The sequence below is a fragment of the Flavobacterium humidisoli genome, from assembly GCF_023272795.1.
In the GTDB taxonomy this organism is placed as follows: domain Bacteria; phylum Bacteroidota; class Bacteroidia; order Flavobacteriales; family Flavobacteriaceae; genus Flavobacterium; species Flavobacterium humidisoli.
On the sequence record NZ_CP096829.1, the window covers coordinates 877,207 to 895,070 of the forward strand.

Below are 17,864 nucleotides of genomic sequence, written 5' to 3' on the forward strand. Positions count from 1 at the left end.
CTGTGGCTATCTTTTTACACAGATCTGGAAAAATTAAATCCGCATGATCTGCTAAATCTGCGAGAGTATAAAATATTTTAATTTGTGTCTATATTTAAATTTCAAAAATTAGAAAACTTATTCTGCTGTAATTACAATTGTCGATTGCTTTAATCCGTTTGCTTTTGCGGTTAATTCCAATCTTCCAGATTGATCTCCTGATTGTACAATTACCAAACATTTTCCAGCCAAAGCGGTATGTTTAGTTCCTTTATACGGTTCGTGGCTTACTGGATCACCGCTGCAAACACCCACAATTTTTCCGTTTCCTTTTAAAGAGAAATTAATTTCGTTATTTGCCATTGGAGCTAATGTTCCTTTGTCGTCTAAAATATCAACTGTAATAAATGACAAATCGTTTTTGTCTGCTTTGATCGTACTTCTGTCCGCACTCAATTTTAATTGTGAAGGATTTCCAGCCGTTTTAATTTCTTTTTCTAAAACCACTTTTCCGTCTTTACGAGAAACTGCTTTTAAGGTTCCGGCTTCAAAAGGAATTCTCCACATTACATGAAGATCGTCTCCTTTTTTGCTTCTTTTTCCAACCGATTTTCCGTTTACAAAAAGTTCCACTTCATCGGCTTTATTGTAGTATGCCCAAACGTCAACAGTCTGTCCGGCTTTCCAGTTCCAATGCGGAAAAATATGAAGAACCGTTTTGTCTGTCCATTCGCTTTGGTACATGTAATACACATCTTTCGGGAAACCAGCTAAATCTACAATTCCGAAATACGAACTTACCGATGGCCATTCGTACGGAGTTGGTTCTCCGATGTAATCGAAACCAGTCCAAACGTACATTCCTGCCAAGAAATCATGTTTTTTAATAATTTTCCAAGTTGCTTCATGCGTAGATCCCCAAGGCGTCTGTACCTGATCGTAAGCCGAAACGGTATTTCCTGGATTTCCTTCTGTAAATTTAAGATCCCATCTTACCGGCCATTTTTTGATAGTGTCTGAAACAGCATCGTAATATCCTCTTGTCTGCAAACCTGAAGTCGTTTCAGTTGCAATAAAAGGAGTATTAGGGAAATTCTTCAGATGATGTTCGAATGTCTGATGCGCATAATTGTATCCGATTAAATCTAAGACTCCAGATCCAGCAAGCGGATTAATCGAAACATCTTTTTTCTCAAATTGTAAAGTCACGGCATCAATATTCATATTTACCGGCGGATTCATTCCTGCAGTCAACGGGCGTGTTTTGTCATATTGACGAGTAATTGCGGCCAATTCTTTGGCAATTTCAACACCTGTTTCACTCCATTGTTCTGGGATTTCGTTACCAATACTCCACATAAAAATGCTTGCATGATTTCGGTCACGTAGCAGTTGATCGATTAGATCTTGTTTATGCCATTTGTCCCAATCGTTTCCGTAATCGTATTTGGTTTTAGTTTGTTTCCACATGTCAAAAGCTTCATCCATGACAATGAAACCCATTTTGTCGCAGAGATCTAAAAGTTCTGGTGCAGGCGGATTATGAGAAGTTCTGATTCCGTTTACACCCATTTCTTTCAAAATCTCTAACTGACGTTCGATTGCACGCGTATTGATCGCAGACCCTAATGGTCCTAAATCATGATGCATACAAACTCCTTTTATTTTAACCTGTTTTCCATTCAAAATAAAACCTTTTTTCAGATCAAATTTAAAATCTCTGATTCCGAAATTGGTTTTGTATTGATCAACGATTTTATCGTCAAGCGAAATTTCGGTAACTGCTGTATACAATTCTGGGTTTTCATCTGACCATAAAATCGGGGTTTCAATTTCTGCCGATTGATTCAAAGTTTGATTTTCGCTGGTATTGATTGTTATATCTTGAGTAACAGATGTTACTTTTTTGTCTTCTTTAAAAATAGTCGTCGTTACCGTAGCTTTTTTACCTTCTTTATATTGATTTTTTATTGTTGTTTCAATACTTATAGAAGCTTTTTCGGCTGTAACTTTTGGGGTTGTAATGTAAGTTCCCCATTGCCCTACATGAAGTTTGTCTGTGGTTTCGATCCAGACATTTCTAAAAATTCCTGAACCCGAATACCAGCGTGAATTCGGTTGTTTTGAATTGTCAACCTTAACAATTATTTCGTTGTTTTTGTCTCCATAGTTTAAGTATTTGGAGATTTCATATTGAAAACCAATATATCCGTTTGGACGTTTTCCTAAATAATGACCGTTTACCCAGACTTCACTGTTTTTGTAAACGCCGTCAAAAGTGATAGAAGTTACTTTTGTACTGTCTTCTGCAGCCACTTTGAATGTTTTTTTGTACCAGCCTAAACCTCCATTTAGAGATCCTCCGCCATAACCGCCAGGACTTTTTTCATCAAATTTTCCTTCGATGCTCCAATCGTGCGGAACATCAAGAGTTCTCCATTTGGTAGATGTTCCAATGGTGTCTTTATCAATTATACTATCATTAAGATGAAAACTCCAATCTGCATTAAAAGAAACTTTTCGGTTTACAAATGCATCTTCTTTTTTAGCGCAGGAATTGAGTAAAATTACTCCCGCTGCTACTGCCACCAAACATATGCTTTTTATGTTTTTTCTAATATGCATAGGTACTTTTTGTGTTTTGGAAATGGAAGATAGAAATAAAAATCGATTTCGAATATTCCTTCTTTTAAATAATTTAAGTCTCAGTCTTAAAGCACGTTACAAACATGTTTAAAACTGAGACTTGAAAACTAACTAACTTATGATTTTGGAACCAAATGATAAATCAAATAATCACCATCTGCTCTAATAGCAATGAAGCATAAACTTGTCTCAGTAAGTTCAACAATTTTTACGTTTGTAAAACTGAAAGAAGGACTGAAATAGCTTGGTTCATTTGGATGTAACATTTCTGTTCCTCCGTTGAATGAAATTCTGTCATTTGTTTCACCAGTTGTAAGACTAAAATTGAATGTTCCTACTTTGGTTGTTTTTTGTGTATTTCCTAAAGCTGGGTTAGTTTGTGTTACAGAAACATTGTAGCCTCCATTCAAATCAAATGTAATTTCTCCCCAATCTTTATTTTCTAGACCAGCCCAAGAAATATCTGTAAGATTTGGCCACCATCCTGGACCGCTCACTTCTCTATTAACATAACTAGGCGTATTTCCAATAAACTCTAATGGAGCTGTCATATACAATACCCAAGTTTTTCCAGCCTGCCCGTTGGTAAGTTTTGCCCATCTTGGATCGCTGAAAAAAGCATCATCGTTCTCTGGAACATCTACTGTTACTGGAGCAGCTTCAACAGATCCTCCTCTAACAAATGCGGTGTAGAAAATAGTATACTTTCCTGCAAAAGGAAAATTTACTTTATCATCGCTTTTGTTAGAATGTCCAAGTTCATTTCCGTTACCGTCAACATATCTCCAAAATGGAATTACGGTTGGATCATCATTCTTTAACACTACTTCATTCTTTTTTACTGTGTTTTGAGTAATTGAAAACTCAAGTGTTTCTGGTGTCAGCGTTACTGCTGGCAGACTTTCACGATCTTCAACAGGCTCGCAAGAGAATAAAAACGAACTGATTGTTACAGCCGCTAATACTATATATAATATACGTTTCATAATCAATTGTTTAAATATTAATTCCAACCTGGATTTTGTTGAATAGTACCATTTGAAAGTACGATCTGTGATTGTGGTAAAGGAAACCATCCTAAAGTTTCTGGTCTAAATGTTACGGCAAACTGAGAATCTCCAGTATTGTTGTCGATAGCCGCTTTCATTGCTGGCATTCCTTGTCTGATTAAGTCAAAATAACGTAATCCTTCCAAAGCCAATTCTAAACGACGCTCTTCCATAATATTAGCCTGAGTTGCAGGAACTCTGTTAGTCGTACTTTTGAAAGCACGGTCACGTACTCTGTCTAAATCTGCTTGAGCTAGTCCAGGATTTGTTCCTAAATTCAATTCGGCAGCCATTAATAAAACATCTGCAAAACGAATAATTGCATAATCTTGGTAGTTGTCAATTTGGAAGTTTCCTCCATTTGCTTCAACAACAGCTGTTCCTGCTGCATTCGTAATCGGACAATATTTTTTCCAAGAATATCCGGTATATTGACGTTGTTCTCTTGCCTGCGGATCAAAATTTAGTCCTTCACCAGCGTAGTCAATAAATGAAGCTGCTTTTCTGCTATCTGCATTATCGTATGCCGCAACCAATTTAGGATTTACAGTCGCTCCTCCCCATCCTGTTGCATATTTTCCTATTGAACCTCCACGAGGCGCAATATTTACTTGAAAACGGTTTCCTTCATGAAGATCCCAGTTTCCTTTTCCTGAACCATTGAAACGAACAGCCCAAACCATTTCTGTATTATCTTCTCCAGCGAAATTCTCAAAAGAAGCTGCTAACCAAAGATTCGCAAAATCTGCTACTAGTCCGTGGCCACTATTATTTACAACATCATTAATATAAGTTACAGCCTGTGCTTTTGTAACTACACCCGCTAAATCTGTTTTGTTGTAAGCTCCAGTGTAAAACAAGAATGTTCTAGCCAAATAAGCTTCTGCAGCCCATTTTGTAATACGTCCGTAGTTTGCATTTCCTGCTTGTGAGTAATTTTCTGGACCTAAGTTATCTGCAGCAAATTTTAAATCGTTTGCAATTAAAGCATAAGTAACTTCTGGTGCTTGTCTTGGTAATTCAAACTCACTAGTCGTTACCGTATGATCTAGCGGAATAATATCACCAAACATTTTTGCTGCTTGGAAATGAAAATGTGCTCTTAAGAAACGAGCTTCAGCTTCGTAACGTGTTTTTAAAGCTGTATTAGCTCCCCAATTTACTTTGTCTAAGTTCTCCAACAAAACATTCGCTCTGTAAATTCCAAGATAAGAGTTTGACCATGTTAGAGAGTTCATATCTTTATCTGTAGTATATTGAAAGCGGTCCCATTGCAAATCTACTGTTGGATCTGCAATACCAAATCCTCCAAAACAGTTGTCAGATGCCTGCTCGCTTACGATCAATTGTGTACCGTAAGCTTCTCTTTGCAATACATCGTAAACAGCTACCAAACCTTCAAAAGCATCCGATGGAGTTTTATAAAAATTCTCTGTTACCTTATCTGTATATGGTTCGTTTTCCAAAAAATCTTCCGAACAAGCTCCTAATGTTAGTAAGCTTGAAAGAGCAAATAATTTTATATATGTTTTCATCGTGTTCAAAATTTAAAAGTTAACATTTAGACCCATCATGTAGGTTCTTGGCTGCGGATAATATCCAACATCGATTCCTTTAGCCCAAGATTGATTTACGTTTCCGAAACCAATTTCTGGATCCATTCCTTTGTACTTTGTGAATGTATAAATGTTATTTCCTGCAACATACAATCTGAATTTACTGAAGAAACTAAGTTTTGTTGTAAGCTTTGTTAAATCACATCCAATTGTAGCATTTTTAATTCTGAAGAAATCCGAATCCTGAATATACAAATCAGAGAATTTAGTGTAGTTACCATTATCATCTGTTCCGTATGTTACTCTTGGAACTGTGTTTGAAGTTCCTTCGCTAGTCCATCTGTTTAAAACATCTGTAGTGTTGTTTGTGTAGGCACGAGTGTAATCATGAATTCCGAAAACGTTTTGTCCTCCAGCAGTACCATAAGTATTAATAGATAAATCAAAGGCTTTGTATGACAATTCTAAATTAACACCATAGTTAATATCTGGGTTTGGATCTCCAATCTGCGTTTTATCATTTGCATCAATTTGTCCGTCACCATTCAAATCTACGAAACGAACATCTCCAGGAACTGCATTTGGCTGTACTCCTGCTGCAACTTCTGCTGCATTTTGAAAAATTCCAGCTGTTTTTAATCCGTAGAAATAACCCATTGGTTTACCAACCTCAACACGGTTCATCTCGTCTAAACCTTGGAATAAAACATTTGATTCTCCGTGAATAATTCCTTCGTTGTTTGCAATTCGTAATACTTCGTTTTGGTTGCGTGAAAGGTTGGCATTAATACCAAAATTCCAATCTTTTCCAATACGTGTACGATAAGCCAATCCAATTTCAAAACCTTTATTACTAACATCTCCACCATTAACATAAGGCGCAGTTGCTCCAGCATAAGCAGGGATAGAAGCCAATACTAACCAATCTTTCGTTTTCTTGTCATAGTAATCGAAAGTTAAAGTAAAGTTGGTAAATAAAGTAGCGTCAAAACCTAAGTCTAACTGCTCTGAAGTTTCCCATTTTAAGTTACGGTTTGCTAATTGATCCGGGCTTGAACCTACTAATAAAGTTTCGTCACCTGTTCCAAAATGATACGTTTTATCTGTTGAGTTTACAACCGACATATAAGCAAATCTTCTTGCAAATTGATCGTTACCATTTTGTCCCCAGCTTGCTCTTAATTTGAAAGTATTTAATACTTTATTTTCTTTAAAGAAAGCTTCTTTGTCTAAATTCCAACCAGCAGAGAAAGATGGAAAAATAGCATATTTGTTGTCTGGACCAAATTCTGAAGATCCGTCACGACGAACTGTAGCTGAGAATAAATATTTATTATCATAATCGTATAATAAACGTCCGAAGTAAGACTGAATCGCATAATCTCTACGATTTCCTTTTACCACATTTGATGTTGGGTCTTTTGCATTATCCAAATAAGCGTGTGCGAAATCATCAAAAATTAAGTTTCTTCCTTGTCCTTCCATATAATCAGAAGTATTCTTTTTAGCAGAAGTACCCGCTAACAAGTCAAAATTATGAGAACCTGCAATATTGAATTTATATTGAAGTGTATTTTCAAAAATCCATCCTAAAGATTTTGTAGCACTTTGCGTAACACTTGAAACTGTGTTATTATCGTTTGAAGAAAGAGAATATACAGGTCTGAAAGAACGGTAATTGCTATCCGTCATATCAACACCATAACTCGTTCTAAAGGTAAAATCTTTTGCAAACTTTAATTCGGCAAAAATGTTACCTACATAACGGTTTGTTTTGGTTTGGTTGAAGTTATTGTAGTATAAAGATCCAACAGGATTTGTTACATCATTCGAAATAATTGAATGTGCAAAATCTCCGTTTTCATCATAAGGAGCGTCGATTGGCGCAGCATTTAAGAACGCTCTAATTGCGTTGCTGTAAATACCATCATCTGCAACACCGCTTGATTTGATGTTTGATAAAGTGAAATTTTCACCAATTTTCAAGAAACCTTTAATTACTTCTGAAGTAGAGTTTACTGTAAAAGTAATACGATCGTATTGCGATTGACTAGTAGATCCTCCGATCATACCTTCTTGTCCGTAGTAAGATAAACCAGTTGCAATAGTTGATTTTTCGTCACCTCCAGTAATCAAAAGAGAGTGATTTTGTTTTATTGCACCTTCGTTAAATAAACTTTTCTGCCAATCTGTGTCCGGAAATCCAGCGATTTGCTCTTTAGTATATAACGGCGCATATCCAGAATTTACACGAGCCTCATTCATGATTGTCGTATACTCTTGCGTATTCATCAAATCCAGTTTTTTAGCAATCTGCTGAAAACCTGTATAAGAACTGAAAGACACATTCATTTTGCCATCTTTTCCTTTTTTAGTTGTAACCAAGATAACTCCGTTTGCCGCTCTTGCTCCGTAGATAGAAGCTGCAGAAGCATCTTTCAAAACGTCAACCCTTTCAATAACAGAAGGATCTAAATATCCAATTCCGTTATCAACCACAACACCATCAACCACATAAAGCGGGTCACTGTTCCCTGCTGTACCTGCTCCACGAATATTTACCACCATATTCGCACCTGGCTGTCCAGAAGATGAAGTTACCGAAACCCCAGAAGCTTGACCTTGTAAAGCATTTACAACATCAAGACTCGCAACCTGCTGAATGTCTTTTCCAGACACCAAAGAAGTTGCCGCAGTATTTACTTTCTTCTTTTGAGTACCGTAACCGATTACTACAATTTCTTTAAGTTCTGAAGTTTCAGGGCTCAAAACTACGTTGACCACTTTTTGAGTTCCAACTGTAATATTTTGCGACTTGAAACCTACAAAAGTGATTACCAAAACATCTCCTGTTTTAGCCTCCACTTTATATTTTCCATCAAAATCGGTAACAGTACTCGATTTCGTTCCCTGTACTTGTACAGTTGCTCCTGGAACTCCAAATCCGTCTTCGGAAGAGGTAATTGTCCCACTTACAGTTTTGGATTCTTGAGCAAATCCAAACTGCATCATAAATACGCTAAGCAGCACCGCCACAAAATATGGAAGCTTTGTTGTTTTAATACAATTTTTGCTTTTCATAATAAGAATTGATTAAGTTTAAGTTATAGTTAGTGTTTTTTTACCCTAAGAGAAATCCGGAAAAACTTCCCAAGCAGGTCATGCCAAAAAAGAGGGCCTGAATCTCTTTTCCAACATTTAGTACTTGCAGACTATAAGCAACTTTAAAATCGATTCTTTGGGCAAAATCTGATGATGGTAATCTCATCAAAAAGTGATTTAAATCAATTTCTAAAAAAAACATTTGTGGTAAGTTTAAGTTAAGCGTAGTTTTGTTCTTTTTTACTTATAGTCAATTTGAATTTATCTTATGGTAAATTTGACTACAAGTGTAAAACAAATTTTCTATATTAACAAAATATTAGGGTTATTTTTTTTCGATTCTGATTAATTCTAATTCATTTTTATTAATGTTGTAAAATGTGAACAAGAATTGAAATAAAAAATATAAAAAAATCATTGTTTTATAAAATTGACAATCAGTCGTTTAAGAATCCATTTAAAAAGAACGCTTTTTTAGCACATTTTTAAACAGCTGATTATCAAAATTTTGTTTCGTTAAAAAAAATATAAGGCTTTCAAAAAGGTTACTAATGATTTTATTTATTTAATTTGTCAAAATTTATCTCATATATGGTTGAAAATGTAGACGACAAAACTGCTCCAAAAAATGAAAACAGTGCGATGAATGCCATCACAATTGACTGTGTCATTTTTGGCTTTGACAAAGGCAGTCTTGAAGTGCTTTTGGTACAACACGCCGAAGGTATCAGTAAAGGAAAATGGGGACTTCCGGGTGGGTGGATTTATAAAAAAGAAAGCACCGACAATGCCGCTCATCGGTTATTGAATGAGCTTACGGGGCTTGACAATATTTATCTGGAACAGTTGAAAGCATTTGGAGATCCAGATCGTTTTCCGCTGCGACGCGTTATTACGATTGGGTATTATGCACTTGTAAAAAGAGAAGATTATAACATTAAAGCTGGTTTTACGGCTTCTGATGCGAAATGGTATAAAATCAATGAAATTCCAGATTTGATTTATGACCACAACGAAATCCTAGATTACAGCATAAAACATCTTAGAAATAAAGTGCGCCAGACACCGATTGGTTTTAATTTACTACCAGAAAAATTCACTTTATTACAATTAATGCATTTGTATGGAGAAATTTTAGGAATCGAAATGGACAAACCCAACTTTAGAAGAAAAATTCTTCACATGAAACTACTGGTCGCATTAGACGAAAAGCAGCAAGATGTATCGCACAGAGCTGCTCAATTATATAAGTTTGATCCAGAAATCTATGAAAAACTAACTGAAAAAGGATTCAATTTTGAGTTCTAATTTTCAATACACAATATAACACGACAACAACAAATTGACTGAAATAACTACTAACCATCACAAACCAGCAGTAGACGGAATCACGATTGACTGTGTTTTCTTCGGATTTAACAAAGAGAGTCTCGAAGTGCTTTTGGTGCAGCATGCCGAAGGCGAAAGTAAAGGCAAATGGGGACTTCTTGGCGGATGGCTTCAAATAGACGAAAGTGCAGATAATGCTGCCCAACGAATTTTACAGGAACTTACGGGTCTTGAAAACATCTACTTGGAACAGTTAAAAGCCTTTACAAATCCGCAGCGTGTTCTGGAAAGACGTGTGGTTACCATTGGTTATTATACTTTGGTCAATAGGGAAGATTATAATATTAAGGCCAGTTTAAAGGTTTTCGAAGCAAAGTGGTTCAAGATAAGTGAAATTCCAGAGCTGATTTTTGACCACAACGAAATTCTTGATTTCAGTTTATTGCAATTGCGAAACCGAGTTCGTCAGGCGCCAATTGGTTTTAACCTGCTTCCAGAAAAATTTACTTTATTGCAATTAATGCATTTGTACGAAGAAATTTTAGGAATCGAATTGGATAAATCTAATTTTAGACGAAAAGTCCTTCACATGAAACTACTGACAGCATTAGAAGAAAAACAAAAAGACGTTTCGCATAGAGCGGCCAAACTTTATAAATTTGACCCCGAAATGTATAAGAAATTAACAGAAAAAGGATTCAATTTTGAATTTTAATATCATTTTTGATTCTTTCCAATCAACTATCCAACATCAAGATTCCAGAATCCAAAACTTTGCGCTATCTTTGCGCCTTAATAACATGCTTTAAAGCAATTGCTTTAGGCTGTTTTATACCCAAAAAATACTAAAACTCGTTATAGAGAACTGATATATAAAATGAAGAAGATACGTAACTTTTGCATTATTGCACACATTGACCACGGTAAAAGTACATTGGCGGACAGATTACTAGGCGCAACACAAACCGTTACAGCACGTGAAGAAAAAGCACAATTGCTTGACAACATGGATCTGGAGCGCGAGCGTGGAATTACCATTAAGAGTCATGCCATCCAGATGGAATACAAATACAAGGGTGAAGAATATATCTTAAACTTAATTGATACTCCTGGGCACGTTGACTTTTCATACGAAGTTTCAAGATCAATAGCTGCCTGCGAAGGCGCGCTTTTGATTGTTGATGCTGCGCAAAGTATTCAAGCACAAACGATTTCAAACTTATACTTAGCTCTTGAAAACGACTTAGAAATTATCCCAGTTTTAAACAAAGTCGATTTACCAAGTGCTAATCCAGAAGAAGTTAGTGATGATATTATCGATTTATTAGGATGTAAATTGGAAGATATTATTCACGCATCAGGAAAAACTGGTTTTGGTGTTGAGAACATTCTTGCCGCTATTATCGAAAAAATTCCTGCTCCAAAAGGAAATCCAGAAGAACCATTACAAGCTTTAATTTTTGACTCGGTTTATAATCCGTTCCGCGGAATTGAAGTAATCTTTAGAGTTGTAAATGGTGAAATCAAAAAAGGCCAGAAAATTAAATTCATGGCTACAGATAACGAATATTTTGCTGACGAAATTGGAACTTTAAAATTAAATCAAGTTCCTAAAAATGTGGTTTCGGCAGGAGATGTTGGTTATTTGATTTCTGGAATTAAAGAAGCTCGTGAAGTAAAAGTTGGTGATACCATTACAGATGCAAAAGTACCAACTACCAATATGATTACTGGTTTTGAAGATGTAAAACCAATGGTATTTGCTGGTATTTATCCTGTTGATACAGAAGATTACGAAGATTTACGTTCTTCAATGGAAAAATTACAATTGAATGACGCGTCATTAGTTTTTACTCCTGAAAGTTCTGCGGCATTAGGATTTGGTTTCCGTTGCGGGTTCTTAGGAATGCTTCACATGGAAATTATCCAAGAACGTTTAGAGCGTGAGTTTGACATGACTGTAATTACTACAGTTCCTAACGTTTCGTATTTGGCTTACACCAAAAAACATCCTGAAACAGCTTTAATTGTAAACAATCCTTCAGATTTACCAGAGCCTTCAAAATTGGATAGAGTTGAAGAGCCATTTATTAAAGCTACTATCATTACTAAATCTGACTTTGTTGGAAACGTAATGAGTTTATGTATCGAAAAACGTGGTTTAATTACCAACCAAACATACCTAACAACAGAAAGAGTTGAGTTAAACTTTGACATGCCTTTGGCAGAAATTGTATTCGATTTCTACGATCGTTTAAAAACAGTTTCTAAAGGTTATGCTTCTTTTGACTACTCTCCTATCGGAATGAGAACTTCGAAATTGGTAAAATTGGACGTTCTTTTGAATGCTCAAACAGTTGATGCACTTTCTGCATTGATTCACGAAGACAATGCGTACAATATCGGTAAAAAAATGACCGAGAAATTACGCGAGTTAATCCCAAGACAGCAATTTGATATTCCGATTCAAGCTGCAATTGGAGCTAAGATTATCGCTCGTGAAACGATTAAAGCACTTCGTAAAGACGTTACCGCAAAATGTTACGGTGGAGATATTTCGCGTAAGCGTAAATTGCTTGAAAAACAGAAAAAAGGTAAAAAACGTATGCGTCAAGTAGGAAACGTAGAGATTCCACAAGAAGCATTTATGGCTGTTTTGAAATTGAATGACTAGTTTTTTTAGATAAAAGAGTAAAGAACAAACATAATAGACTAACCCGATGACGAAAGTTGTCGGGTTTTTTATTGACTTTTTACTAACGAAATTACAAAGTCATTACCTACAAAAACATTGAAATATTAACTCTAAAAATCGTTTTTTAACCCATTCGAGCAAACTCACAGCCATTTTATAACAGAAAATGTATTTTTAATCTTACAACTTTAACATTACAAGACTATGAAAACCAAATTTTCTGTTATTTTAGCACTATTCGCATTCTGCTTTGCAAACGCTCAACAAGACCAAGTTGATTCAGAAATGAATTCTGCAAAAGGCATCACTTTTCAAAAGGGTGATATGTTTTTAGAAGGATCTATCAAAATTAGTACTGGCGGAGACGCAGATTATTATGGCTTTAGCCCAAAGTTTGGCTATTTGCTAAATGATAAATTTGCTGTTGGAGCTAAATTAAATTACTCAAGTAACAAAGTGGAAACAACTCAAGTAGAAACAAATGTATTTGGGGTTGGAGCTTTTGCTCGTTACTATTTCTTAGAATTAGATAAAAAACGCTTTAAAACTTACGCTGAAGTTGGTTTGGGTTACGGAAGAAACAAAACTGATATACCACAAGTGGGCAGCGATACCGACAACAGTTTAACAGCTGATATTAATGTTGGTTTAAATTACTTTGTAACCAAAAACATTGCCGTTACTTTTGTTCTTGCAAATGTTTTGGCTTACAACAGCGTTTCTCCAGAAAATGGTCCATCGTCTGATACTTTTCAATTAAATATCAATTTATTTGAAAATATTTTCGATCAACCTCAATTTGGAGTTTTGTATAGATTTTAATTTTTTTTTTTGCGATTTAACGATCGAAAAGCTGTTTCAATTTGGAACAGCTTTTTTTTATTTGTCGAGGAATTCTATTGGTTTTGGAATTTTCTCATGATAGAAGTGTTCCGCATATTCCTAATCCAATAATTAAATATAGGGCTCCTATAATAAAACAAACCTTTGCTCCATTGGGGCTACTTTTCTTAATTGCAAAACCAATGATGGCCATTAAAATGGGTGGCCCTACCATAATCGCTACAAAAAATGCGACTAAACCATCTAAATTACCTACTTCTAACGCTGTCATATTTTTTATATGTTAGTTCTTAATTCTTCTAATCTTTTTACTTTATCATCTCTGTAAAACAAATTCATGGTTTCAAAAGGAATTATTTTATTATCCTTATTGACAATATGTACGCATGATTTTTTTATTGCTCTCACATCAAAATTATAGGCATCAATAAACTGCATGATAATAATTCTAAACAGATTGTCATATCCTAATTCTGGTGCATCAATATTAGGGAGACAGCATAATATCGATTTCAAGTTTTCTTGCGCTACTTCTACAGAATTTCCTGTGCTAAACAAATCTATCATTTTACCTCGAAGCACTTCATCCTGCTCGTAAATAATCGTGTTTTTACTATTATCCAATAAATCATTTGGATTAATATATCGCGTTAACGGAAAAACTTCGTCTCCTAACTTCAACGCATAACCCATTACTAAAGCGTCAGGATTACAAGGAACAGGAAGTAAATCATCTGAATTGAAAACGGTAGTTTGCTCCAGAATTTTTCTTCTTACTTCTGTTAGTGTCATGCGATCGGTTTCTAAGTTAAAGTTCTCCAATCTACCCGCTATTTGAGTAGGTTGAAATGTAACGCCTCGAACGCATTTTTGCTTTAATGCAAACTCAACAATTTTACCTATTTCATGATCGTTTAATCCTTTCTGAAGTGTAACAACCAAAGTGGTTGACAAATTAACTTCATTTAGATTTTCTAAAGCTTGTTTTCGTATTTCGCTTAAATCGGCTCCACGCAATTCCTGTAATACACTATCTTCAAAAGAATCAAACTGAAGATAGATTTCAAAATCTGGAGAATAGGTTTTTAGCCTCTGAACGAATTCTTTGTCTTTCGCAATTTTAATTCCGTTTGTGTTTAGCATTAAATGCTTTATCGGAATTGATTTTGCATAATCCAAAATTTCAAAAAACTCAGGATGTATGGTTGGTTCTCCTCCGCTAATCTGCACGACATCAGGTTCTTTTTCGTTTTTAACAACCGTATCGAGCATTGCTTTTATTTCTTCAAGAGTTCTGTGTCTACCATAGCTAGGCGATGAACCAGCATAACAAGTCGGACATGTCAGATTACAACGATCTGTAACCTCAACAACAGTAAGGCAAGAATGCTGTTCATGATCTGGACATAAACCGCAATCGTACGGACATCCATAATGCGTTTTTGTATTAAAAGTATACGGCATCTCGGATGGTTTATTGTAGTTTCGGATATTCTTGTAATACTCAATATCGTCAGCAATCAAAACCTTAGAACTCCCGTGTTCCGGACATCTTTTAAGCATGTAGACATTCTCGTCTTCAAAAACAATTTTAGCATCAATTCTCTTTAAGCATTCTGGACAAAGGCTTAATGTAAAGTCATAATAAGTATATTTTCTAACTGGCATTTTTTACAAATAAATTCAAAATTGTTTTGTTATAATAGAGCAGACAAATCAAACATAAAATCTGAATCGAACTTATTCCAAAAATCAAGAAATAATTGGGTTTCAGAAATTCTACAAAAAAGCGAAATGCAAAATAGGCAATCATAAAATACTGAAATATAAGTCCGTTTTTTATATTTCTGTTTTTTAATTTCTTCAGAACAAAAAATAAAATGATCAGAAAAATTAATTCGTATAATGCAATTGGATGTCTTTTAATATTATCTCCAAGATTCATACCCATAAAAAAGGTCGTTTCTTTTCCATACGTAAACTCATTGGTTCCAGATAAAAAACAGCCAATTCTCCCTATAAAAATTCCCAGAATAATCGGAAAGGTAAATAAATCACCCGATGACTCTTTTTCTCCTATAATCTTCTTAGCAATTTCAACGCCCAAAAGTCCGCCAAACAATCCTCCCATAATAGTCTTCGCATTGAAGAGTTCTAAAATTGATCTTGCATCAAGATGAAAAACAGGATTTTCCAAAAAACCCATAATTCTAGAACCCAAAAAAGCTCCAATTGCAGCTCCTAATATGATTGATAATCTATTGGAAGAAACAATCGTATCATTCGTTCTTTTTCTCAAAAAAACATAATAACGATATCCTAAAAAAAATGCCAGATATTCTAAAACTAAATGGATATTGATTTCATAACCAAAAATAACTGGCTCAAAAGGAAACTTCATTTTTACTCTAAGATTTAATACTATAATTCTGTAAAGATGCAAAAAAAACATTTCAATTCATTCGACTTATAAAGTAAAAGCTGTTCTAGTTTAGAACAGCTTTTTTTATTCTCTTTACTTTTTACATTTGTATCTTTGAATTAGCAAAAAAAACTTAGAGTCTCAGCAACTCAGAACCTTAGAATCTTAAAAAAATGCTTGACGAAACTCCAAAACGATTTGACCGGATTGTTGCCATTCTTATTCAATTGCAATCTAAAAAAATTGTAAAAGCACAAGAATTAGCAGATCGTTTTGAGTGCAGTTTAAGAACCATTTACAGAGATATTCGAACTTTGGAAGCATCTGGCGTTCCTATTTATAGCGAAGCTGGAGTTGGTTATGCGCTAATGGATGGATATCGACTCCCGCCAGTTATGTTTACGCGCGAAGAAGTGAGCAGTTTTATTGCGGCCGAAAAACTGATGAAGAAATTTACTGATCCTTCTTTGGGAACACACTATGCGTCGGCGATGTACAAACTGAAATCGGTTTTAAGAAGTAACGACAAAGATTATCTTTCGAGCATCGAATCGAGAATTGTAATGCAGGATGCAGAACCCATGTTTAATGATAATTCGCCCAATACTTTGGCCGTTCTTTTTGAAGGAATTGCGGAGAAAAAGCAAATTCTTTTAACCTATAAAACTTTTGATAAAGACGAAACAACTCAGCGTAATCTTGAGCCAATAGGCGTTTTTCATGACAATAATAACTGGTATTTTCTGGGTTATTGTCATCTTCGAAAAGATTACAGACAATTTCGAACCGATAGAATTCAGGAAATAAAAAAAACCGATGTAGATTTTACGATCGAACACGATGCTTTAGAAACCTATTTAACTAAAACAGAGTCCCATCCAACAACAAAAGTTAGGATTTTAATTGACCGCAAAATAGCACGATATTTAGCAACTGAGAGAAAATATCATGGCTTTATTTCGCAAAAAGACGTAGGTAAAAAAATTGAAATGACTTTTATGTCCCGAGATATTAGTAACGCTTTTCCGAGATGGTTTCTTATGTATGGAGATTACGCAGAAATTCTCGAGCCTGAGATATTAAAAACCAACGTCTTAGAATTATTGGAAATCAACAGACAGAGACTTTTATAAAAAAAACTCCTGAGAATAGTATCTCAGGAGTTTTTCATTTATTTCTGTTTTACCACATTATAAAAATTATAATCGGTGTTTGAAGCATCTGTAATTCCGACATTTCGCCCAATTGTTACAATCTGACCCCGATGATAAGTGCCATGATTGATGACTTGGATTAAATATTCGGAAATGGGCAATTCGCATTCAAACCACGGATTTAAGATTTTAACTTCTTTCATTAAATCTTCTTCAGATAATGAGTTAATAAGATGTTTCAATTTTGTAGACGAATTTAATAATCCGGCAAATATTTCCTCTTTTGACAAATCGCTTTCTGCTTTCTTTTCTGATAATGAAGATTCGGAAATAACAGAAAACCAATATTCTTCTGTAGACCAAATATGATCAAGTGTTTTCATAATAGTAGAAAAACTCGACGGCACTTCAGTATAAAGCAATTCATCTGATTTCGGCGAAAGCCAATTCACAAATTGTTGATTTACCCACAAATTATAATCTGCATAATTTGACATTATCTTCTTTAAACTCATAATCTTAGTTTTAGATTTCTGACATTAAGTTAGTAAAAAATCGTTAATTATCTCTCCCAGAAAAACGGTGGCTCGATATTTAAAGCTCTTAAATAAACATAAGCTTGTCCACGATGATGTACTTCATTATCAATAAAATATAAGATATTCTGAATTACAGGAAATTCATATTGTCCAAAAAGGTTAAAAGTCTCGCTAAAATCTTCAACCGATAATTGTTCCCAATATTTATTGATTTCTACTGTAGCTTCATCCCATTTTTCAAGATATTGTGCTTTAAAAATCAGTTTTTCAGTTCCTTCTGAAAATGGCGCCGTTTCTTTCGTTACGATTCCTTTTAAACCTGGAACTGCAATAGCCAAAAGCTCATCTACCAATTTAGCGAAAGGTCGCATTCCGCCAATTGAAAATTCGAAGAAATCTTTCTCTGGAAAAAGTTCAATTAAACGACGCGTAAGTGCTCTATGCCCTTGCCAGTGTTTTAATAAATCTTCTGAAGTAATAACTTGTGCTTCTAATGTTTTCATGGTTTTAAAGTTTAAATATTTTTAATACTTCAAAAGTAGAATGGGTT

Annotated in this window: 15 protein-coding genes; 5 read left to right on the forward strand and 10 right to left on the reverse strand. The window is 34.8% G+C overall.

Features of this window, described 5'->3' with window-relative positions; genetic code table 11:
- Positions 1-117: 117 nt before the first annotated feature.
- The 5 genes from M0M44_RS04140 to M0M44_RS04160 all read right to left on the reverse strand — a co-directional run bounded on the left by M0M44_RS04140 (position 118) and on the right by M0M44_RS04160 (position 8,534).
- The gene (locus M0M44_RS04140) at positions 118-2,604 is read right to left on the reverse strand and encodes a glycoside hydrolase family 2 TIM barrel-domain containing protein (RefSeq protein ID WP_248728629.1); all 2,487 of its coding nucleotides are present in this window, start codon (positions 2,602-2,604) and stop codon (positions 118-120) included.
- Between the two features lie 137 nt (positions 2,605-2,741).
- On the reverse strand, positions 2,742-3,611 hold the full coding sequence (locus tag M0M44_RS04145) for a hypothetical protein (RefSeq protein WP_248728630.1): 870 nt from the start codon (positions 3,609-3,611) through the stop codon (positions 2,742-2,744).
- A 17-nt stretch (positions 3,612-3,628) separates the two neighbouring features.
- Positions 3,629-5,209, reverse strand: a complete 1,581-nt coding sequence (locus M0M44_RS04150; RefSeq protein WP_248728631.1) for a RagB/SusD family nutrient uptake outer membrane protein — start codon at positions 5,207-5,209, stop codon at positions 3,629-3,631.
- Between the two features lie 12 nt (positions 5,210-5,221).
- Positions 5,222-8,311 carry a SusC/RagA family TonB-linked outer membrane protein gene (locus M0M44_RS04155; protein ID WP_248728632.1) on the reverse strand — a complete coding sequence of 1,030 codons (3,090 nt, stop codon included), beginning with the start codon at positions 8,309-8,311 and terminating at the stop codon, positions 5,222-5,224.
- 40 nt (positions 8,312-8,351) lie between these two features.
- Positions 8,352-8,534: a hypothetical protein gene (locus M0M44_RS04160; protein WP_248728633.1), complete on the reverse strand. Its 183-nt coding sequence runs from the start codon at positions 8,532-8,534 to the stop codon at positions 8,352-8,354.
- 389 nt (positions 8,535-8,923) lie between these two features.
- Here M0M44_RS04160 and M0M44_RS04165 point away from each other — a divergent pair, with 389 nt between their 5' ends.
- The 4 genes from M0M44_RS04165 (at position 8,924) to M0M44_RS04180 (ending at position 13,178) form a co-directional block, all read left to right on the forward strand.
- Positions 8,924-9,640 (forward strand): NUDIX hydrolase, encoded by a 717-nt coding sequence (locus M0M44_RS04165; RefSeq protein WP_248728634.1) that lies wholly within the window; start codon positions 8,924-8,926, stop codon positions 9,638-9,640.
- A 34-nt stretch (positions 9,641-9,674) separates the two neighbouring features.
- The gene (locus tag M0M44_RS04170) at positions 9,675-10,376 is read left to right on the forward strand and encodes an NUDIX hydrolase (protein ID WP_248728635.1); all 702 of its coding nucleotides are present in this window, start codon (positions 9,675-9,677) and stop codon (positions 10,374-10,376) included.
- A 162-nt stretch (positions 10,377-10,538) separates the two neighbouring features.
- Positions 10,539-12,335, forward strand: a complete 1,797-nt coding sequence (gene lepA / locus M0M44_RS04175; RefSeq protein WP_248728636.1) for a translation elongation factor 4 — start codon at positions 10,539-10,541, stop codon at positions 12,333-12,335.
- 225 nt (positions 12,336-12,560) lie between these two features.
- The gene (locus tag M0M44_RS04180) at positions 12,561-13,178 is read left to right on the forward strand and encodes an outer membrane beta-barrel protein (RefSeq protein WP_248728637.1); all 618 of its coding nucleotides are present in this window, start codon (positions 12,561-12,563) and stop codon (positions 13,176-13,178) included.
- 94 nt (positions 13,179-13,272) lie between these two features.
- Here M0M44_RS04180 and M0M44_RS04185 read toward each other — a convergent pair whose 3' ends face one another.
- From M0M44_RS04185 to M0M44_RS04195, 3 genes are read right to left on the reverse strand one after another with little or no spacing between them, the layout of a single operon-like run.
- A complete protein-coding gene (locus M0M44_RS04185) occupies positions 13,273-13,470 on the reverse strand; it encodes a hypothetical protein (protein ID WP_248728638.1) in 198 nt (65 codons plus the stop codon).
- A 5-nt stretch (positions 13,471-13,475) separates the two neighbouring features.
- The gene (locus M0M44_RS04190) at positions 13,476-14,867 is read right to left on the reverse strand and encodes a radical SAM protein (RefSeq protein ID WP_248728639.1); all 1,392 of its coding nucleotides are present in this window, start codon (positions 14,865-14,867) and stop codon (positions 13,476-13,478) included.
- Entirely contained in the window at positions 14,857-15,600 is a 744-nt protein-coding gene (locus M0M44_RS04195; RefSeq protein WP_248728640.1) for a prolipoprotein diacylglyceryl transferase, read from the reverse strand. Before M0M44_RS04195 ends, M0M44_RS04190 begins: the two co-directional genes overlap by 11 nt.
- A gap of 194 nt (positions 15,601-15,794) precedes the next feature.
- On the opposite strand from M0M44_RS04195, the gene M0M44_RS04200 reads away from it, so the two are divergent.
- Positions 15,795-16,754, forward strand: coding sequence for a helix-turn-helix transcriptional regulator (locus M0M44_RS04200; protein WP_248728641.1), 960 nt, complete (start codon positions 15,795-15,797; stop codon positions 16,752-16,754).
- Positions 16,755-16,792: 38 nt separating this feature from the next.
- Here the strand turns inward: M0M44_RS04200 and M0M44_RS04205 are convergent, their stop codons facing one another.
- A complete protein-coding gene (locus M0M44_RS04205) occupies positions 16,793-17,290 on the reverse strand; it encodes a DinB family protein (protein WP_248728642.1) in 498 nt (165 codons plus the stop codon).
- Positions 17,291-17,337: 47 nt separating this feature from the next.
- Positions 17,338-17,817 (reverse strand): DinB family protein, encoded by a 480-nt coding sequence (locus tag M0M44_RS04210; protein WP_248728643.1) that lies wholly within the window; start codon positions 17,815-17,817, stop codon positions 17,338-17,340.
- Between the last annotated feature and the right edge of the window lie 47 nt (positions 17,818-17,864).